Genomic DNA, 20,840 nt, shown 5'->3' with positions numbered 1-20,840 from the left:
ATTATGCTTATTTCCGTTTTTTTATACGATATGCTAAAAAGGTTTATGGGGCTTGGTGCCCTTCTAGGTTTGGGAATTGGTGATCTTATTTATAAGAATATTCAAGATATTCCCAGAAGTAATATCAATCATAAGACAACTATTTTTATTAGTTGTGTCATCTTTATTTTCATTGGTACTCAGCTCTATCAATTTAGTAAAGATAAAGATGAAAAGTGGCTACAATCGAGTATGATTATACTCTATATGATGGGTGGGTTAATACTCGTTATGAGTTTAGTCCTAACAAGCTTTTTAAAATAAATGAATAAGTGTTCTTACAAAGCATTGTTGAAACCTAATTTTTGGAAACAAAAGTTTTTGTTTTTAGTTAAAATTAAAAGTTAATATTTAAGAGATATTTTGAATCAATTGTCTTTAAATTATCAAACTTTGCTCTTAAATAGTGGAATTTTACTAAATCAAAGGATTCAAACAGGCTCAAATAGTTTATATATCAATAATATTTTACCTTTGTGTTATAAACATGTTGAGAACAATTCACATCCATATATAAAATGTCAGAACAATTCAAATTAGATACCATTGAAGATGCAATTGAAGCAATCAAAAATGGTGAAATAGTTATTGTAGTTGATGATGAAGATAGAGAAAACGAAGGTGACTTTATCTGTGCTGCTGAAAAAGTAACTCCAGAAATCATTAATTTCATGTCAAAAGAAGGTAGAGGTCTTATCTGCTGTGCTTTGATTGAAGATCGTTGCGAAGATCTTGGACTTGAGTTAATGGTGGGTAAAAATACAGCTGCGTTTGAAACACCTTTCACTGTATCTGTTGATTTAATTGGTCATGGATGTACTACAGGTATTTCGGCAAGTGATCGTGCTAAAACAGTTCAAGCTTTAGCTGATCCTAATATTGATCCAGCAGTTTTAGGTAAGCCAGGACACATCTTCCCTCTTAAAGCGAAAAGAAACGGTGTATTAAGAAGAACTGGTCATACTGAAGCTACAATTGACCTTGCTCGTTTAGCAGGTTTGGAACCTTGTGGTGTACTTGTTGAAATCATGAACGATGATGGAACAATGGCACGTCTTCCAGATTTGGTTCACGTAGCGAAGAAACACAATTTAAAATTGATCAGTATTGAGGACTTGATTCAATACCGTTTGAAGTTGGAAGAGTCGTTAGTAGAAGAAGAAATTGGTGTGGATATGCCCACTGAATTCGGACACTTTAGCTTAAAGGCATTCCGTCATACACAAACAGGTGAACAACACCTTGCACTGATTAAAGGTGACATTACTACAGATGAACCTGTAATGGTCCGAGTACACTCTTCATGTGTAACAGGTGATATCTTTGGTTCATGTAGGTGTGACTGTGGCCCTCAGCTTCATGGAGCTATGGAAATGATCGAAAAAGAAGGCAGAGGTGTCATTCTTTATATGAATCAAGAAGGTAGAGGTATTGGCTTAGTCAATAAACTAAAAGCTTATAAACTTCAAGAGGAAGGTTTAGATACTGTAGAAGCGAACAAAGCTTTAGGTTTTAAGTCTGACCAGAGAGATTATGGTGTTGGTGCTCAAATCTTAAGAAAATTAGGCGTTAGTAAAATGAAATTGATCTCTAACAATCCTAAGAAAAGAGCTGGTTTGATTGGTTACGGTCTTGAGATTGTAGATAGTATTGCTATTGAGATTTCTCCTAATCAATACAACAAAAAATATTTAGAGACTAAGAGAGATAAAATGGGACATAATATCCTAAAGTAATTCTTTCTAAATTATATTATAAGAGCGTATAATTTCAGTATTATACGCTCTTCTTTTTTATGGAAACATTTGAACTAAGAAATTATAAAGGACAAGTCTATCGTTTTCAATTAGAGAACGTTCTGATTGTCTTTTTACCTACCGTCTCTTCAAAATTGGACAAAGAACACCTTCTTTTACTAAAAAAGCAGATGAAGGCTATCACAAAACATGTTAAAAATTTATTTGTTATTGTTCATCAAAACGAAGAAGATATTTCAAAAGTATTAAAGAAAAAGAACTTCCCCTTCCCTATTTTGGCTGATTCGAAAGCAAGAATTGCAAAGCAATTACAATGTTATCTATTACCGATAGGTATTGTTCAGAGAAGTTCCTTTTTATATGGCATCAATGGTACTCTACTTTTCAGAAAAACTTTTATGTCTAATATAGAAGAGCATTTTGAATTTTTAAGTACTACGCCAAAAATGAATAAATAATGGTTCTATTCTTCTTTTTATAAGGAGTAATCGCAAAAATAATAATTGGGATTAGTATTAAATACTTTAGTCTTAGTACTTATTTATCTACTGAATTATAATATCATTTTTCACAACTTTACCTAATAAACGATCCAATTCATCCAAACTGTCATACAACTCTTTATAAGAACTAATCACCCAATATTGTTCTTGGAATTTATCCTTGATATAAGGAGTTTGAATAATCTCCAGAACATTGAACTTATGACGCTTTGGAATATCAGAAAACAGGCTGTATTCACTTTCCCCTTTAGAAGAAAGTATTCCTGCTCCATAAATCCTTAACCCTTCTTCTTTCTGAATTAAGCCGAACTCAACGGTATACCAATACAAGCGTGAAATCAATTCAATAACATGTTCGTTATCAATATAATCCAACGCAATGACACTCATTTTCTCTAAGTATTGGCAGAAAAATGCATTGGTTAAAAGAGGTACATGCCCATAAATGTCATGAAACATATCAGGCTCTTCTAAATAATCCAATTCAGACAACTTTCTAAACCATGTCGATGAAGGGAATTTTTTAGCCTTCAGAAGCTCAAAAAACTCTTTATTCGGAATCAGTCCGGTTACTGGAGCAATACTCCACCCAGTAATAGAGAGTAGCTTCTCGTCCAAATTTTGGAAAGATGGTATTTTGTCTTCCTCAAATCCGATGGCTTTGATCCCCTCTAAAAAATCATTTTCAGCTAATGATGGTAAGATTTTCATTTGCCTTTTGTAGAGTGTTTGCCATACTTGATGGTCTTCATCAGTGTACTTATCGTACTCCTGTTTTTCAATAAAATACATGCTAGTGATTGGTTAAATATGTGAATTTTATGTGTTTAATTATTTAAAACGAAAAAATAGTTAGTGAAGTTAAAAAGCCATACATTTTAAATTTATAAAACGTATGGCTTTCAATATAATTACAATCCTGAAATATTTATACCTTTTTCAGTCAAAATTTCTTTTGAACGGTTTTCGGTATACTCTTTTTGACTCTGATCAATTTGAAAATCTGACATTATATTATCTACAAAAATTTCAAAAGTTACTAAGTCTTTCGATATACTTCCACTTTTCAGCATATCCTTAATGCCCTTTGCTTCTCTTAAGATAAATTGATCGATTTTCTTTTCCTCTCTTATCATTTTAAACTGCTCTTGGTCCAAGAATTTCAAGGACATCTTGCTCATCAAGAATTTCTTTCTGTAATAATATCTGAGCTAATTTTTCTAAATCATCTCTTTTACTATTTAAGAAAGCGATTGTTTCCTCATAACAAGTTGCAATAATCTCTAGGGATTCTTTGTCAATCTCTTTTTCTAAACTTTCAGATCTTTTATGAGAAGCTCCTCCGTTACCTAAGAAATTATTTTGTCCTTCTTTTTGTAACGACAAGTTAGGTAATTTTTCACTCATACCATATACTGTCAACATTGAACGAACGATAGAGGCTACTTTTTCTAAATCATTAGAAGCTCCAGTACTAATATCACCAAAGACGATTTGCTCTGCAGCTCTACCGCCAAGTAGACCTTTGATTTTACCTAACAATTCATCTTTACTCATTAAGAAACGATCTTCTGTAGGTGCTTGTAATACATATCCTAAAGCACCAGAACCTCTTGGTACAATGGAAACCTTTCTTACAGGATCGGCACCTTTTGTAAAGTGCCCTACGATAGCATGTCCAGCTTCATGGTAAGCAACTGTTTTCTTTTCAGACTCACTGATTACAGCATTTTTCTTTTCTAAACCTGCTACAACCCTTTCAAATGCATCCGTAAAGTTAATTTGCTCTACTTCCGTTTTACCTTCTCTTGCAGCCAATAATGCCGCTTCGTTACATAAATTGGCTAAATCGGCGCCTACAAAACCAGCCGTTTGTGCAGCGATCTCTTCTAAATCAACTGAACTCCCTAGCTTAATTTTACTTGAATGTACTTTCAAAATCATCAAACGACCATTCAAATCAGGTCTATCAACCTGTACTTGACGGTCAAAACGACCTGGTCTGAGCAATGCTTTATCTAATATCTCCGGTCGGTTTGTTGCTCCTAATACGATAACGGTTTGATCAGCAGCAAAACCATCCATTTCAACCAACAATTGGTTCAAAGTATTTTCTCTTTCGTCATTTCCTGACATCCCATTAGAAGATCTACTTTTACCAATTGCATCTAATTCATCAATAAAGATGATACAAGGTGCTTTTGATTTTGCTTGAGTGAAAAGGTCTCTCACTCTAGCTGCTCCAACACCCACAAACATTTCAACAAAATCAGAACCTGACAAGCTATAAAATTGAACACCTGCTTCACCTGCAACTGCTTTTGCCAATAATGTTTTACCTGTACCTGGAGGGCCTACTAATAAAATACCTTTTGGAATTTTTGCTCCTAGTTCCGTGTATTTTGTAGAGTTCTTTAGAAAATCTACTACTTCTGCCAATTCTTGTTTCGCTTCATCACAACCAGCCACGTCATCAAAATTAACAAGGTGTTCAGCATCTGCAGCGTAGATCTTGGCTTTACTTTTTCCGACATTGAGATAATTATTACCTCCGCCTCCACCGAGGCCTCCACCTTTACCCATTCTTCTCATGACAAAAGCCCAAATCAAGAAGAGTAAACCAAATGGCAATAACCAATTAGAGAAGAAATTCCCTAGCCAATCATTTTCAATAATGCCTTTATAATCAATCTTTGCTTTTTGTAAATCTTGAATTAGATCAGGATCATTCAATTTGATCACATAAAACTGTCTGCTTAAATCCTCTTTTCTCCTTTCGTAATCAATTCTCCAAGGAGCCGCCTTTCCTGTAGCATCAATTTTCCATAGCCCATTTCTTTTACTGGCATCAGTAGAATCTACTTCGGTAGTGTCATTAATTATCGAAGTAGTAGATTTAATTATCTTACCATATACCTTATCATCTGCAATTACCACATGTTCAATTTTACCATTTGCAATACTATCTCTGAAAGCATTGTATGAGAGCTCTTTTACATTGGGTCCTGAGAAAAATAAAGCTTCTAAAAATAGCATTCCTCCAAGAATGCTTAAGAAGTACCAAATTGAAAATTTAGTTCTATTTTTCATGAAATTATCTGTTTGAAGTTTTATTCAATCAACACAAAATAAAAGTTAATGAGAAAATTTGAAATAAAAAAAAGCCTGGCGCTATTAGCGACAGGTTTTCTACTAGTGTCAAATTAATTATCTTTAAAACGCATTAAATACGTTGTATTATTCTTTTATAAGAAGCATTGCTTCTGATTTGTAAAAATATCAAAAGTTTACGTGAAACCAATGGATTAGTGCTTATACATTTGATAAAATTCAATATATAAACCTTTTTATGCTTGAAATTCCTTCATTTGCATTTTCTTTTAAAGCTTACTCAGAAAAGAAGAAAAGTTATTTCCTCTTACCTAAATTAGGAAATATCAATGAAAATGGCATCTATTTAACAGGAGAATTAATCTCTTTCTATGATATTTTACGGATGACTTACTTTGGTGGTTACTTAATTATCACTTTTAAGAACTATCCGCTACTAGGAAAAAGGACTGTACATTGGAGAATTGCTAAGAATAATGCCTTAGTTATTCGATCTGGTATGATCAAAGATATTAAAAGATCCTTTGATATTTTTATCTCTCAAAATGCAGAGAAAACACGCCGATGCGGACATTGTGACAACCCCATCAATTGGGATCATCAATTAGATACTCAATATCATTATTGTAATGAATGTCATTCGATCTCTGACAAACACGGTCTATTGTTTTCAAATGGAGAATTATTTGATATATGTCCTGAAACGGGATATTATGACCGATTAGGATATAGAAAAAAATACGAATATTACTTTTTTGAAAAGAAATTTTATTGGAAAACAACCAAATACTACGGAGGCGATAATTTAGGGATTGAGTTTTTCCACAAAAATATTTTGAAAAACTTAATGTTTCTGATTGGTGTCCCAGGCACACTGATAGAGTATTATAAAGCGAACCAAGGACATCATCCCGATTTTACGGAATTAGCAGAAGCTAATTTTGCTAGTAGATGTGGTGAATTAAAAGAAGCGGCTGACCTATATACCAAAATGCAGATGAGGTTACCTTACTTCCCTGCATTACATTACAATTTGGCAATCGCCTACCTACAATCCAATAACGAAGAATTGGCTAGGCGATATTTCCAAAAGTCACTAGAAGGCTGTTCTAATTATGAGCCAACTCTGAAAGTATTGAAATATCTATCAGAAAAAGAAGGTTAGTAAAAAGGCATTGAAATTAATTTTTCAATGCCTTTTTAGTTATTGTGATATATATTTTTTCTGGTCGATTTTCTGTTCTAAAACTTCCGTGACTTCATCACCCGTTTCTTTAGCTTTTTTCCAATACTCGATTGCCTTTTCAACTTTCCCCACTTTAAACAGGACATCCCCATAATGTTCAAGGACGGTTCCATTTTTAGTAATTCCAGCAGCTTTTTCAAGTACTTTTTCTGCTTCAGTATATTTCTCTCTCACAAATAATACCCAACCATAAGTATCTAAGTAAGTATCATTTTCAGGTTCTGCTAAAATCAGTTCTTGAGACATTTCCTCAGCTTTCTCAAGATTTTCCTTACGGAGAGATAAGTAATAACTGTAGTTATTTAATACATAAAGATTGATAGGGTCAACCTCAAGTACTTCTTCATATTTCTTAAATGACTTTTCAAAATCATCTAATTTATAATAAGTATCACCTAATTGAGCATTAAATTGAATTTTAAGTGAAGGATCTACCACAATCTGAAGACCTTGATTAAGCATTGCTTCAGCTTCTTCGTATTCTTCTAAAAACAACTTCGATGAACCACTATAGAAATATAAAATCGCTTGATTAGGGAAATACTCAATTGCTAAATCTGAATGAACTTCCACTGAGTCAGTTTCCTGTAATTCCCAATCAATTGATAAGACCTGTTGCCATAACTTAAAATTATTAGGATTAAGATCTAATGACCTTCTATAATAGTTTCTTGCCTCAGCATACTTTTTGATGGAAACTTGAAAATCTCCATAAATTGCAAAAACTCTATGATCATTTGGGTGTGCCTCTAAAGCAATTTTAATCAATTCCTCCCCTTCTTTTCTCTTCTTCTCGTTATAAGTGAATTGTAGGTATCCTGTTAATATATTGAATGATTCATCAGAAAGTGCATCATCACTTCCAAATGCTATTTTGAGTTCTTCGTAATACTTTTCAGATTCTCCTTGATTTCTGTAAATACTAGCCAAAAGGAAATGTCCTTCTCCTTCATTAGGATAATCTTTTAAAATCGGTTCAAGCATTTCTCTCGCATCATCTGTTTTATTATTCCCTAGTAATAATCTGACTTGAGAGTATTTAAAGTTAAGGTCTTCAGGGTAAGCTTTGATTAGTTTTTCGCCTTCAGATAGTGCGGAGTCTAAATCCCCAAGACGTATATAAATTCTTTGTTTTTGACGAACAATAATATCATTAATTCCATATTTCTCTTCACCAATATCAAAATATTCGATTGCTTTTCTTGGTGCTCCCATTTGTAGATAAAGCATTGCAATTTGGAAAAATGCTTCTTCATCATCACCTGTTTTAGTGATTTGATCTTCTAAAACTTGTAATGCATCTTTATACAAACCAAGAATTTCAAAATTTTGAGCGACAAGTTTATAATAATATTTATTATTTGGGTCGAGTTCTAAAGCTCTTTTAGCAAACTGTTGAGATCTCTGATAATTCTCTAACTTTTGGTAACATAAAGCCGTTTGGTATTTAATACCATCATTTTTCCCGTTGAGCTCGTTACATTTCAGAAGTAGTTCCAGTGCCTGATTATACTCTTCCAATAAGTAGTCATTCACTGCATAGATAAAGAGTTCTTCCGATTTTCTTAAATCTTTTTTAGAAGGTTCCTCAATACTTACAACAGGTGTGTCTTTTTCTTTCTTTGACTTCCTTTTTTTCTTTTTCTTTTGGGCAAATGCTGCATTATCAAAAGCAATAAAACTAATGATAAGTATAACTAAAAAAGTACGAATGTTCAATAAGTTTCTATTCATTGTATATGATAAACCCCTCTAAATCTATTTTGAAGCAAGTGAGCATTTAGTATAAAGTCTACACCTGTCTATATTTATATAAATCTACGAAAATACTAAATGAAAAAAACAGCGAAATTTAAAATATTTCGCTGTTTTTGATATTTAATGAAAATAAATAATGATTTTTTTATTCTTTTACAGAAGTAAAGTCTCCAATACTAAGATCTTTTGATCGACCTCTATAAACAACATGGTTACCAACTACTGAATTCTCAATATTTACTCTACGAATATCACTATCTTCTTGTACAATAGAATTTTGAACGACAGAATTTTCTATAATAGTGTTCTCACCGATAGATACAAACGGTCCAACTACTGCATTAGAGATTTTTGCATTCTCACCAACGTAAACAGGACTTACTAAAACCACATTATCAAGAACCGCTGAATCATGCACTAACTCTTGTTCTTGGATGTAAGTTAAATATCTCTGGTTTGTATTTACAATTGCATCTTTATTACCACAATCCAACCATTCAATAACAGTTCCCGGCTTTAAACGAGCACCTTTGGCTTTCATGTTTTCAAGAGCACCTGTTAATTGATACTCACCATCATTCATAATATTATTGTCAATTAAGTACTGTAATTCAGTTCTTAATTTCTCACCTTCTTTGAAGTAATAAATACCAATAATAGCTTGATCTGAAATAAATTCCGTTGGCTTTTCAACGAAATCAGTAATAATACCTTCAGAATTCAATTTCACAACACCAAATGCTGATGGATCCTCTACCCTTTGTGTGTAAATGATTCCATCTTCAAATTTATCAATTGTAAAATCAGCTTTAAATAATGTATCTGCAAATGCAACAATAATATTACCATCCATTGAATCCGCAGCACAATTAATAGCATGTGCAGTTCCAAGTGGTTCGTCTTGATAATAAATCGTTCCCTTAGCGCCTAATGACTCTGCAATTTGAACAAGTTCTCTTTCAACAACTTCACCAAAATCACCTATTACGAAAGCAATCTCTTCTAATGTTTCATCAGACATTGCTGCTAAATCTTCTACTAAACGATGAACAATTGGCTTACCTGCAATTTTAACAAGAGGCTTTGGAGTTGTAAGAGTATGTGGTCTCAAACGAGAACCACGACCAGCCATTGGTACAATAATTTTCATATGTATATTTTATTTTTTTCCAGTACTACCATACCCACCTGCACCTCTTTCAGTTGATGAAAGTTCTTCTACAGGTTCCCATTCTACCGTCTCATGTTTTGCTACAATCAATTGAGCAACTCTTTCACCATCTTCAATATTGAAAACGTCATTCGATAGGTTTACTAATAGGACTTTTACCTCACCTCTGTAATCAGCATCAATGGTACCAGGTGAGTTCAACACAGTCAACCCATGCTTAAATGCAAGACCACTTCTAGGTCTTACCTGAGCTTCATAACCTTCTGGTAATTCAATAAATAACCCTGTAGGGATTAGTTTTCTTTCTAAGGGTTGAAGTGCTATAGGCTCCTCTAAAACAGCTCTTAAATCCAAACCCGCTGATAATGGTGTTTGGTATTGAGGTAAAGGATGATGACTCTTATTTATAACTTTAATTTGCATTGAAATTAAATTCTGTTTGAAAGTTTATGTAATAGTGAATTCACCAATTCTTTCTCCTTATAGACAATGAATAATAAGAAGAGTACAAACATAGTATTTTGAACGAAAATATTTAGCCAAAATCCATTTATTTTTACGAATGTGTTAATTACAATAAACATACCACCCACAAAAAAGTAGACAAAAACCATCTTTACATTATATGGTATTGGATAATATTTCTGACCTAAATAATAGGAATAAGCCATCATTGTAAAATAACAACAAAAAGTTGCTATTGCACTACCATAAAAGCCTATGTAGGGTATCAATAAAAAGTTCATACTCAATGTCACCACTGCACCAATCGCACTTATCCTTGCCCCGTAAGAAGTTTTGTCAGTTACCTTAAACCAAACTGATAAGTTATAGTACATTCCTAAAAATACATTTGCCATTAAAAGTATCGGTACGACGGGTAATCCCACAAAATACACATCTTGTTTTAACACAATTGGTGCAATCCAAGATAAGTTACTTACTACTCCAACAACCATAATCATCAGAGTGATTACAAAATAATGCATTACCTTGGCAAATATTTGCGGAGAGTTTTTTGATTCAGCAGTTGAAAAGAAAAAAGGTTCAGCCGCATATTTATAAGCGGTAACTGCTAATGTGATGAAGATTGACAATCTATAGTTAGCAGAATAAATACCCATAGCGGCTTCTGCATCTCCAAATGAATAAAAATCATCAGGTATTAGTATTGTTAAAAGCGTTCTATCTGATGCCTCATTGATAAAAAAGGCTACTCCAGAAAATATTAAAGGAAAACCGTATTTATAATAAGGCTTCATTTTCTCCCAAGACCAAGAAAACTTGATTTCTAGAAACTTATCCAATAACAAGAACATGACAAATGCTTTTGAAATTAGATTTGCTAAGAAAACGTATCCTCTTCCAAAACTAGGATCAAAGTATTCTAAAATAAGGTTTGAGAATATTGAAGTTGATTTCCCTTCCACAACTTCCATACAAGTCACAAGGAAAAAGTAATTTAAACCAAATGTCAAAACTACTTCACTCATTTTTAAAAAGGCAAATCGTTTGGCTTTACCATCAATTCTTAAGCTCGCAAAAGGAATAGCAATAATGGTATCTACAGCAAATAAAATCGAAAATAATTTCACATACATTTCACTATCTTCATACCCAAATAATGTCTCAACATAGGGTGCTGAAAACCACAATGCTGAGGATAGTATAAATGAGGTAATAAATAATGAAGATTGAATATTGGAGTAGACTTCTTTTTTATCCTTTTTGGTAGCAAACCTAAAAAAAGCCGTTTCCATACCGTAAGTATAAAGGACATTAAATAAAACGGCATAAGTATAAAATAGGGAGACAATTCCAAAACTTGTAGGACCAAATACTGCAGTATGCAAAGGAGTTAAAGCATAGTTGATCAGTTTCATCAACACTGTAGTTAACCCATAAATAACAGTATCTGAAAGTAATTTTTTAAGCATTTGTTTGATAAATGAAAAACCTCTTTAGTCATACTGAGCTGAATAAAGAGGTTATAACACTAACGGTTAATCAATTAACTAACAACCGAATAGCGTACGTTTAATGTATTTAATTATTTTCCTTTAAAAGAAGCCTTTCTTTTTTCTAGGAATGCACTTGTACCTTCAACGAAGTCATCTGTCTTAATTGCACTTGAAAAGGCATTTGCCTCTGTTTGATAACCAGTATTCATCTGGAATGATGCATTAATACAATCAATAGCGTGAGATACTGCAAGTGGTGCTTTCTTAAGGATTTTATTGACTACTTTTTTTGCTTTTTCCATTAATTCCTCTTGAGGAACAACGTGATTCACCAAACCAATTTCATAGGCTCTTTGAGCTGAAATCATATCTCCGGTCAAAATCAATTCATTAGCAATTCCCTTTCCTACTAAATGTGGCAACCTTTGAGTACCTCCATAACCTGGAATAATTCCAAGAGACACTTCAGGTAAACCAAATTTTGCATTTTCAGAAGCAATTCGAATATGACAAGCTAAAGCTAATTCACATCCACCACCCAAAGCGAATCCATTAACAGCGGCTATTACAGGTTTCGGACAAGCCTCAATACTTTGCATGATCTCCTGTCCTTCCTCCGAAAATTTTCTAGCATTTAACTCATTAAGGTCTTTAATTTCTGAAATATCTGCCCCAGCAACAAAAGCTTTTTCACCTTTTCCAGTAATGATTATTGCTCGAATAGATTCATCATCATAAGCATTTTGAAAAGCATCTTTAATTTCTTCTAAAGTTTTAGAATTTAGAGCGTTTAACTTACTTTCTCTATTAATTGTAATAAGAAGTAAGTTTTCATTTTTTTCTAAAAGTAGATTTTTATAATCCATTTTGACAATTTCTTTTCTGTTCTGTTAGCAAATAAATTTTGTAGTTTATAAATCAACTTTATTCAAAAGAAAATTATAAATCACCAATGTAAAAATCCTATTCACTTTTCTTGAAAATACTGAATCATCGGTTATGATTCTCTAAAAATATTGAAATAGCTATCTAAAACTAAACCATTTGTGATAAAAGTAGCAAATATTTTAGTGTAAAAACAAACAAAATCTACTTCTATTGTCCACAACTTAATGAGATCAACGACTCATAATCCCCCGTTGAGTTATAATATTCAGCCATTTTTGCGTGTTTACAAGCTTCTGAAAGATTACCCAGTTCTATTGCCACTTTTGATACGTTTGATCGGTACAAACTATTCTGAGGTTTGATATCTACTGCTTTTTTGAAAAATTTATAAGCATCTTCAAATTCTTCTTTCTTCATCGAAATCATCCCAAGATTATTAGCTGCTTCATCCCTTTTAGGATTGATCTCTAATGCAACTACAGAATAATGAAACGCTGAATCCAATTGATTTAATTCAAAAAAACAATAGCCAAGGTTGGTGTATAACACGTCATCTTCAGCTACGAACTTTTTTAAAACTCTCAAATCTTCTAATGCTTTATTATATTCTTTTTGATCCTGATACAACGTTGCCCTATTTAACAGAAGTGAGGTATTTTCGACGTTACAATCAAGTCCTTGTGTAAGTGTAGTGATGGCCTGTTTTTTCTCACCTTTGAGATAAAGTAAATTGGCTTTGTTTTGATAAGCATCTTGTAAACATGAATCCAATAGAATCGCCTTATCGTAAGCTTCTAACGCTTGCTTATACTCTTCTAATTCAGCATAAGCAATCCCTAAATTATTCCATGCCTCTGCAAAATTACTATCATATTTCACGGACAGTTGTAATTGTGTTTTCGCAACAGTATAGTCTTTCTGTTTCAAAGCATCTCTTCCTTTGATAAAAGCTTGGTTACGGTCTGCGTTCTCATCACAAGCAAATAAAATGCATGCGGTAATTAAAATGTAAAAAATCTTTTTCATAAAAAAACCGACTCAATTTGATGAGTCGGTTGCAAATGTAATTAGTTCAATGCTTTAATGGAAACTCTTCTGTTTTTGAGTCGTCCCACTTCTGTACTATTTGGTGCAATTGGCTTTTCAGAACCCCATCCTATTGGTTCGAGTCTTTCACTTTTTACACCATTTTTTATTAATTCATTCTTTACTGCTACAGCTCTTTGTAGAGACAATTTCTTGTTACTTTCAGTGTTACCTACGTTATCGGTATGTCCTTCAATACTTAAATTTAAACGAGGGGCAAACTGATTCATTAATTTTGCTACTTCTTTGATATTTTCAAAAGAGGCTTGAGAAAGATTTGCACTACCTGTTGAGAATTGGAAGTAAAGGTTTACCTCTCCTTTCGATTTCAACATTTCAAGCATCTCTTGTGCAGTTTCAGCCTCTTGTATTTTTTCTTGCTCAATAATGGTGATTGTGTAAGTTGCTCCATCTTCATGAGTTTCCAAAATACACCAAAACTTCTTTGTGTTTGACCTTACTTGGAAAGAGCCATAATTAGACCCTTTGAATAAAGGTTTACCTCTCAAGCTTTTAACCTTATCGAAATAGGTTTGAATAATCTGATTAGCGTTTGGATGTTTGTAAGCACCACTTTTATCATATTTGAAGGTAGCAAAAGTCTTATTTCCTGATATTGGGAAGATGTCTACTTCACTCATTGGAAACTCTATTTCATCAAATTTTGATTCACTATAAATCAATTCATAACCACTCAATTTTACAACAAGTGGGTTATCAAGTACATTTTGAGCATTGATTTGTATTGAAAAAAATATTAATAGGTATGAAATTAAGGTAAACTTAGTACTACTCATTATTAATCAAATTATCATGTTATTTTTACAATTATCCTCTACTACAAAATACGTGCAAAATACTCGATATATTGTATACACGAACTTTAAACCAAAAAATAAGGGTTGCTATCTACTTCATACATAGACAGCAACCCTTATAAATATTTTGATATTTTTTTAGTTTAGTGAAAACGAAGGAACAGCCGGACTGGTTACCTCGGCAATACTTAACTCTGAAATAGTGATTTCTACAAAATCATAAAGTTTGAACGCACATAAGATATTATCCACCTCACTTTTTGATTCCGCATCTAAAGTTAACCAAGCCTTCTGTGCATTGTCAGACAACATGAATGATGAAATAATGCCATCGTTCATCATATTTCCTATTTCTGTATATTGTGAAGGAAGAATGTCTATTAAATGCTGATCTAAAATTTCAGGTAACTTTATTTCTACAATAAATTTCATATGTTATATATTTGTTCTAGAAGACAAGATTATCTAAAAAAATTTACGTTTCCTATTTTATAAGGTTGCTTTAACTAAATGTTGTTAATTATTTAATTGAAGTCTATCTCATAATATTGCCAAAAAAATTATCTTTTAACAGTCAATATCCATTTTTTTGAATTTTAGACCTTTTTTTACTGTTTTATTCGTTTTCGTTTGTGATATCGCTGTTTACAGTCAAGCAATCGACTCTTTACTTGTAAAAGACCTCAAAACGATTTCAATTTATCAGGAAAACTTAACTAGTACTAAAAAAGTTCACGTTATTCCTAATGTCTCAAAAGACAACAAATACTATTATAACACTTTATTTGTCAAAAGTTTGTGCGAATTCAAAAGTGGATCTTATTGGTCTGGGTATTGGGATTTAAAAAAAGTGTACAGTCATGCTCAACAAAATTACAGTCTCAATCAAAGTGATACTTTAAATGGTTTGTTGATAGGTATCATTTCAACTACAATTAATATTATTCCCCAAGAATATAAATGGCTTATGAGATTTGTTGGTTTTCCTAACCTCTCCCACCAAAACCCGGAAAGATTAATTGAAAACGCGAAGCATTCTACAAACCCTTTTATTGAGTTTGAAGCTTACACCTCTGATTTGTTTCTTGATGTTTACATAAGAAAGGATTACAAAAAGCAGAAAATAGAATTATATCAAAAAAAATATGGGCAGCTGTATGAAGGAAAAATCGTTTTGAGCTGGGTTTATGACAGAATTAAAGAATATGAATCTAATATCAATATCTTACAATCTTTCACAAGTGTTGAAATAAATAACTATGAGTATTTTTACTACTTATTGGGAACTACCCATTTTTATCTTAATGAATATGAGAAGGCAAAAAGTCATTTCAACACCTATCTAAACACCACAGAATCAGATTATATAAAAACAACCAAATACAGACTTTTTCTCATTGACTGGCTCACAACAGATCTTTCTGAAGAACAGATCATTTATAAACTAAGAGATATTTCAAAATCAGGTGAAGATCGACTCTACCTTGATAAATATGCTCAATCCTTTGCACTTTCTGCTGATTTACCGGAGAAGGATTTAATGTATGCAAGAGTGCTCTATGATGGAAAGAAATATAATGCTTCAGATTCTACACTATATCATATGAATCCTGAAGAATTCTCAAGAAAAGATAAATTAGAATACAATTATAGATATGCCAGAGTAAAAGAAGCTTTAAATGATACAACTTTGGCAATAAAGTATTATCTTAATGTGATTGATTATGGAGGAAGTAAGCCTAAAAGATACTTTACGGCCAATGCCGCACTTCACTTAGGTATTTTATATGAAGGGTTAAATGATATTGAAAAAGCTACTTTTTATTATAAAAAAGCGTACTCCTATCCTAAACATTCCTATAAAAACAGCATAGATGCTGAAGCGAAAAGAAGGTTAAACACTTTGTAAGCAATTGAGTACAATTCCATTAGAAAAAAAGGGTTGTAATTGAGCTTAAAAAAAGGTAGATTCGCAGATATTTTGAACAAAGATATGGAAGAAAAAAAAGACAATTATTCAGCCGGTAATATTCAAGTCCTTGAAGGATTAGAAGCCGTTCGTAAGAGACCAGCAATGTACATCGGTGACATTGGCATCAAAGGTTTGCATCATTTAATTTGGGAAGTTGTAGACAACTCCATTGATGAGGCAATGGCTGGTTTTTGTACAGATATATTTGTGACTATCAATGAGGACAACTCTATTACTGTTCGTGATAACGGTAGAGGTATTCCTACTGATATTCACCCTAAGGAAAAGAAGTCTGCTTTAGAAGTTGTAATGACAGTACTTCACGCTGGTGGTAAATTCGATAAAGATACTTACAAAGTATCAGGTGGTTTGCACGGTGTAGGTGTATCTTGTGTGAACGCATTATCTACAGACTTAAAAGTTACTGTTCATAGAGCTGGTAAAATTTTCCAACAAGAATATAAAACAGGTATTCCTCAATATGATGTTAAAACTATCGGGGAAACTGATATCACTGGAACTACAGTTCAATTCTGGCCTGACTTAAGCATCTTCACTTCAGGTGTATATAATTATGATACAGTTGCTTCAAGATTAAGAGAGTTATCTTACTTGAATGCGGGTATCACTATTCACTTAGAAGATAAAAGAGAACAAGACGAGGATGGTGAAAACATCAAAGAAACTTTCTACTCTGAAGGTGGTTTGAGTGAATATGTTTCTTACCTAGACAATACTCGTCAAGCACTATTGGGTACTCCTATCTTTATGGAAGGAGAAAAAGCCAATATTCAAGTGCAAGTAGCGATGACCTATAATACTTCTTTCTCTGAGCATGTGTTCTCTTATGTGAACAACATCAACACTTACGAAGGAGGTACTCACGTTGCAGGTTTTAGACGTTCTTTAACAAGAACTTTAAAATCTTATGCGGATTCTACTGGACTTTTAGACAAAGTAAAAATTGATATTGCTGGTGATGACTTTAGAGAAGGTTTAACTGCTATTATCTCTGTAAAAGTTCCTGAACCACAATTTGAAGGTCAGACTAAAACAAAATTAGGTAACTCTGAAGTTTCTGGTGCTGTAGATTCTGCAGTGACTGAAACATTGAAGACATTCTTAGAAGAGCATCCTAAAGAAGCTAAAAATATTGTACAGAAAGTGATCACTGCCGCTCAAGCTCGTCATGCAGCTCGTAAAGCTCGTGAAATGGTACAGCGTAAAAACGTTCTTACTGGAACAGGTTTACCTGGTAAACTTTCTGACTGTTCTGAAAAGGATCCTGCACTTTGTGAATTATACCTAGTGGAGGGTGACTCAGCAGGTGGTTCTGCTAAGCAAGGTAGAGATAGAAATTTCCAAGCTATCCTTCCTCTTAAGGGTAAAATCCTTAACGTAGAAAAAGCGCAAGAGCACAAAATCTACGACAACGAAGAAATCAAAAATATCATCACGGCTTTAGGTGTTCGTTTTGGTACTGAAAATGATGAGAAAGAACTTAACTTAGAAAAGTTACGTTACCACAAAATCATTATCATGACCGATGCCGATGTCGATGGTTCTCACATTAGAACACTGATCCTAACATTGTTCTTCAGATATATGAAGCCATTGATCGAACAAGGTTATTTATACATCGCTCAACCTCCTCTTTACTTAGTGAAGAAAGGTAAGCAAGAGAAATACTGCTGGAGTGAAGATGACCGCGTAAGAGCTATCCAAGAATTTGGTGGTGATGAAGGTAAAGTAGGTATCCAACGTTATAAGGGTCTTGGTGAAATGAACCCAGAACAATTATGGCATACTACTATGGATCCTGAATTCAGATCGATGAGTAGAGTGGATATTGAATCTGCAGCGGAAGCAGATCACCTATTCTCAATGTTGATGGGTGATGAAGTGGCTCCTCGTAGAGACTTCATCGAAAGAAACGCACGTTATGCAAACGTTGATGTTTAATCAAGTTTGATATTCATATTAGAAGGCAACAGCATACCTGTTGCCTTTTTTTAGTAATAATTAAACGAACCTTTCTTTCAATAAAGCGTTTACAAATAAGATCATTCATTTTTCAAAATAAACTTCAAAGATGAGTCAACATAAAGGTTGGAAAAAAGTAAAGTATGAACTTTTGTACAGAGTCATTGTTGTATTAATCAAAGTAGCGAACTGGATTCCAAGAAAAGTTTTGATGTGGTGGTTCGGTAAACTAGGTGGATTAGTTTACTATGTAATGCCACAAACTAAAAACCTCACTTTAAAGCATTTAAAATATGCTTATGAAAATGAACTTTCTGACAAAGAAATCGAAAAAATCGCCAAAAATGTTTTCAAAAATTTAGGTCGAAACTTTACAGATATTGTCAGATACCCATCTATCAAAACAGTTGAAGAGTTAAACTCTGTAATTGATGTAGAAGGTGAACAATATTTAATAGATGCCCATAAAAAAGGTAAAGGTGTTATTCTTCTAACATGCCATAGAGGTGCTTTTGATATGGTTGGTTTTTACTTAAGTATGAATGACTATCCTTGTATTGCCATTGGAGCAAAATTACACGATGACAAATTGAATGACTTAGTCGTGAAAACACGTCGTCATAATAAAAATGAGCAAGCGGATTTTGTAGAAAGATCTGATCCACGTGGAAGTATTAAGATGTTTAAAAAGCTAAAAGATGGTGGCTTAGCCTTTTTATTGATTGACCAAGACACAACCAAAGTTCAAAATACATTTGTAGACTTTTTCGGTAAACAAGCAGCAACACCAATCGGCGCTGCGATGTTAGCGTTAAAAGCAGATTCAGCAATTATTCCTGCTTCAATCAAAATGCAAGAAAATGGAAAACACTTACTTGAATTTAGACCTGAAGTCCCTCTTGTAAAGACAGGAGACAGAGAAAAAGACATTAATGTAAACACACAAAATATGTCACTTGCCTTAGAGAAATTTATTCGAGAAGCACCTGATCAATGGGTATGGTTCCATGAAAGATGGAAGTCTAAACCTACTGCAGATGTAAGCTAAAATAATATTTTCTAGTTTTCCATAAAATAGTAAGAGGAAATCAATAATAATTGGTTTCCTCTTTTTTGTTCCGTATACGTAATAACGGATCATTCATTTATCAATTATCATCGAATTAACCTTTAAATATTCAAATAATACAATATTAACATTGTTTTAGATATGTAAGTTTAAAAGACAATTTCACAGAAAAAATATTTTTTCTTTTAACAAGATCAAAAGACATCTAACCCTTACAATGTAAGTTGTTTCAGGTGATTTAAGAAACACAAAATCCTTAAAAAACGTTCTTAATATAACACTCACCCAAATTAACTTGCTATGAAGCCTAATTATTTCTATTTTCTATTTTTAATCACGACCACTTTAGTTTGTCTTTCATCTTATAAAATTCAAGCTCAAGACACACAATTTTCTCAATATTACTCCACTCCTATGTATCTCAACCCGGCCTTAACGGGCTCCGGAGGAAAAACAAGAGCTATAGTAAATTACAGAAAGCAATGGGCAGGATTGCCATCAAGTATTGTATCCTTTATGGCAGCATTTGACCATAATTTTAAGTACAAAAACTTCTCTCTCGGAGGATATATCAAACAAGATCAATTCGGAGTGAATGAAGGTACTCCGCTCTCTCATTTAGAAGCAGTCGCTTCAGGCTCTTATACTATTGGAATTAACAGGTACATGGGACTTAACCTAGGGCTGCAAGTGGGATATGGACAGAACAAATTAGACCGTTCTGCACTTGTATTCAACGATCAACTGGATAGTTTTGGGTTTACAGGAGGTGCAACGAATGAACCTTTCATCAATGATCAAGTGGGGTATGCCGATGTGAGCACAGGTGCTATGCTTTATGGAGAAAAGTATTGGATTGGAGTTGGTTTTAGCCATATCACAAGACCAAATATTTCTTTTTTAGGGGAACAATCTTATCTGCCTGTCAAAATCTCTGTGGAAGCTGGCTATATGATCCCATTAGAATTCAAAGGACATAGAACACACATTCCTGAATATAGAAGAAGATCAATTACTATTGCTACCCATTATCAATCTCAAGGGAAAAATGATCAATTAAGCATCGGAGCTTACCTACATTACGCCCCCCTACTTTTTGGTGTTTGGTATAGAGGTCTACCACTTATTAAAAGTGCTGAAAAAGACAGTGCAATTAACCACGATGCTATAGTGTTATTGACAGGTATAAAATTAGGCAACATCAACTTTGGCTATAGTTATGACATTACTACTTCAGACCTCCCACAACAAAATGCAAACTCTCATGAAATTAGTTTGCAATACACCTTCAATTTATACAAAGATTACAGAAAGAAACCCAAAAGAAAACCTTTAGAATTATCTTGCCCATCCCCTTTATTATAAGAATAATACAATTTAATTAAAAACATTTTAGAATATACTTACATAAGTTTAATTATCCCCTTAGATTTTCTTAAATTCTAAGTGGATAATTTTTATTACCCCAAAAACAGTAG

At 33.1% G+C, this 20,840-nt stretch carries 19 protein-coding genes; 8 read left to right on the top strand and 11 right to left on the bottom strand.

Annotation, left to right across the window (positions count from 1 at the left end):
* Positions 1 to 3 precede the first annotated feature (3 nt).
* From IC221_RS12265 to IC221_RS12255, 3 genes are all read left to right on the top strand, one after another.
* Entirely contained in the window at positions 4 to 303 is a 300-nt protein-coding gene (locus IC221_RS12265) for a hypothetical protein (protein ID WP_188169250.1), read from the top strand.
* A gap of 254 nt (positions 304 to 557) precedes the next feature.
* Positions 558 to 1,775: a bifunctional 3,4-dihydroxy-2-butanone-4-phosphate synthase/GTP cyclohydrolase II gene (locus tag IC221_RS12260; protein WP_188169249.1), complete on the top strand. Its 1,218-nt coding sequence runs from the start codon at positions 558 to 560 to the stop codon at positions 1,773 to 1,775.
* Between the two features lie 59 nt (positions 1,776 to 1,834).
* Positions 1,835 to 2,254: a redoxin domain-containing protein gene (locus tag IC221_RS12255; RefSeq protein WP_188169248.1), complete on the top strand. Its 420-nt coding sequence runs from the start codon at positions 1,835 to 1,837 to the stop codon at positions 2,252 to 2,254.
* A gap of 87 nt (positions 2,255 to 2,341) precedes the next feature.
* Here IC221_RS12255 and phhA read toward each other — a convergent pair whose 3' ends face one another.
* From phhA to ftsH, 3 genes are all read right to left on the bottom strand, one after another.
* Complete coding sequence (gene phhA, locus IC221_RS12250) at positions 2,342 to 3,091, bottom strand: phenylalanine 4-monooxygenase (protein ID WP_188169247.1); 750 nt, start codon at positions 3,089 to 3,091, stop codon at positions 2,342 to 2,344.
* A gap of 119 nt (positions 3,092 to 3,210) precedes the next feature.
* The gene (locus IC221_RS12245; RefSeq protein WP_188169246.1) at positions 3,211 to 3,435 is read right to left on the bottom strand and encodes a hypothetical protein; all 225 of its coding nucleotides are present in this window, start codon (positions 3,433 to 3,435) and stop codon (positions 3,211 to 3,213) included.
* Position 3,436: 1 nt separating this feature from the next.
* The gene (ftsH, locus tag IC221_RS12240) at positions 3,437 to 5,389 is read right to left on the bottom strand and encodes an ATP-dependent zinc metalloprotease FtsH (protein WP_188169245.1); all 1,953 of its coding nucleotides are present in this window, start codon (positions 5,387 to 5,389) and stop codon (positions 3,437 to 3,439) included.
* A gap of 259 nt (positions 5,390 to 5,648) precedes the next feature.
* Here ftsH and IC221_RS12235 point away from each other — a divergent pair, with 259 nt between their 5' ends.
* Positions 5,649 to 6,575 carry a tetratricopeptide repeat protein gene (locus IC221_RS12235; protein WP_188169244.1) on the top strand — a complete coding sequence of 309 codons (927 nt, stop codon included), beginning with the start codon at positions 5,649 to 5,651 and terminating at the stop codon, positions 6,573 to 6,575.
* Between the two features lie 39 nt (positions 6,576 to 6,614).
* On the opposite strand, the gene IC221_RS12230 is transcribed toward IC221_RS12235, so the two are convergent.
* The 8 genes from IC221_RS12230 to IC221_RS12195 all read right to left on the bottom strand — a co-directional run bounded on the left by IC221_RS12230 (position 6,615) and on the right by IC221_RS12195 (position 14,770).
* Positions 6,615 to 8,390 (bottom strand): tetratricopeptide repeat protein, encoded by a 1,776-nt coding sequence (locus tag IC221_RS12230; RefSeq protein WP_188169243.1) that lies wholly within the window; start codon positions 8,388 to 8,390, stop codon positions 6,615 to 6,617.
* 169 nt (positions 8,391 to 8,559) lie between these two features.
* On the bottom strand, positions 8,560 to 9,564 hold the full coding sequence (locus IC221_RS12225; RefSeq protein WP_188169242.1) for a sugar nucleotidyltransferase: 1,005 nt from the start codon (positions 9,562 to 9,564) through the stop codon (positions 8,560 to 8,562).
* 9 nt (positions 9,565 to 9,573) lie between these two features.
* Positions 9,574 to 10,008 (bottom strand): dUTP diphosphatase, encoded by a 435-nt coding sequence (gene dut, locus IC221_RS12220; protein WP_188169241.1) that lies wholly within the window; start codon positions 10,006 to 10,008, stop codon positions 9,574 to 9,576.
* 5 nt (positions 10,009 to 10,013) lie between these two features.
* Positions 10,014 to 11,522, bottom strand: a complete 1,509-nt coding sequence (locus IC221_RS12215) for a lipopolysaccharide biosynthesis protein (protein ID WP_188169240.1) — start codon at positions 11,520 to 11,522, stop codon at positions 10,014 to 10,016.
* Positions 11,523 to 11,635: 113 nt separating this feature from the next.
* Positions 11,636 to 12,412, bottom strand: a complete 777-nt coding sequence (locus tag IC221_RS12210; protein WP_188169239.1) for an enoyl-CoA hydratase/isomerase family protein — start codon at positions 12,410 to 12,412, stop codon at positions 11,636 to 11,638.
* A 229-nt stretch (positions 12,413 to 12,641) separates the two neighbouring features.
* Positions 12,642 to 13,460, bottom strand: coding sequence for a tetratricopeptide repeat protein (locus IC221_RS12205; RefSeq protein WP_188169238.1), 819 nt, complete (start codon positions 13,458 to 13,460; stop codon positions 12,642 to 12,644).
* A gap of 41 nt (positions 13,461 to 13,501) precedes the next feature.
* Entirely contained in the window at positions 13,502 to 14,317 is an 816-nt protein-coding gene (locus IC221_RS12200; RefSeq protein WP_188169237.1) for an OmpA family protein, read from the bottom strand.
* Positions 14,318 to 14,476: 159 nt separating this feature from the next.
* Positions 14,477 to 14,770, bottom strand: a complete 294-nt coding sequence (locus tag IC221_RS12195) for a hypothetical protein (protein ID WP_044203726.1) — start codon at positions 14,768 to 14,770, stop codon at positions 14,477 to 14,479.
* Positions 14,771 to 14,927: 157 nt separating this feature from the next.
* Here IC221_RS12195 and IC221_RS12190 point away from each other — a divergent pair, with 157 nt between their 5' ends.
* The 4 genes from IC221_RS12190 to IC221_RS12175 all read left to right on the top strand — a co-directional run bounded on the left by IC221_RS12190 (position 14,928) and on the right by IC221_RS12175 (position 20,727).
* Complete coding sequence (locus IC221_RS12190) at positions 14,928 to 16,247, top strand: tol-pal system YbgF family protein (protein ID WP_188169236.1); 1,320 nt, start codon at positions 14,928 to 14,930, stop codon at positions 16,245 to 16,247.
* Between the two features lie 84 nt (positions 16,248 to 16,331).
* The gene (gene gyrB, locus IC221_RS12185; RefSeq protein ID WP_188169235.1) at positions 16,332 to 18,272 is read left to right on the top strand and encodes a DNA topoisomerase (ATP-hydrolyzing) subunit B; all 1,941 of its coding nucleotides are present in this window, start codon (positions 16,332 to 16,334) and stop codon (positions 18,270 to 18,272) included.
* Between the two features lie 130 nt (positions 18,273 to 18,402).
* On the top strand, positions 18,403 to 19,341 hold the full coding sequence (locus IC221_RS12180) for a lysophospholipid acyltransferase family protein (RefSeq protein ID WP_052444264.1): 939 nt from the start codon (positions 18,403 to 18,405) through the stop codon (positions 19,339 to 19,341).
* A gap of 321 nt (positions 19,342 to 19,662) precedes the next feature.
* Positions 19,663 to 20,727 (top strand): type IX secretion system membrane protein PorP/SprF, encoded by a 1,065-nt coding sequence (locus tag IC221_RS12175; RefSeq protein WP_188169234.1) that lies wholly within the window; start codon positions 19,663 to 19,665, stop codon positions 20,725 to 20,727.
* The last annotated feature ends 113 nt before the right edge of the window (positions 20,728 to 20,840 follow it).

The organism is Flammeovirga sp. EKP202, from assembly GCF_014534745.1.
Lineage (GTDB): Bacteria > Bacteroidota > Bacteroidia > Cytophagales > Flammeovirgaceae > Flammeovirga.
The sequence above is the reverse complement of the archived record's forward strand: the minus strand, read 5'-3'. Positions and strand labels throughout refer to the sequence as shown.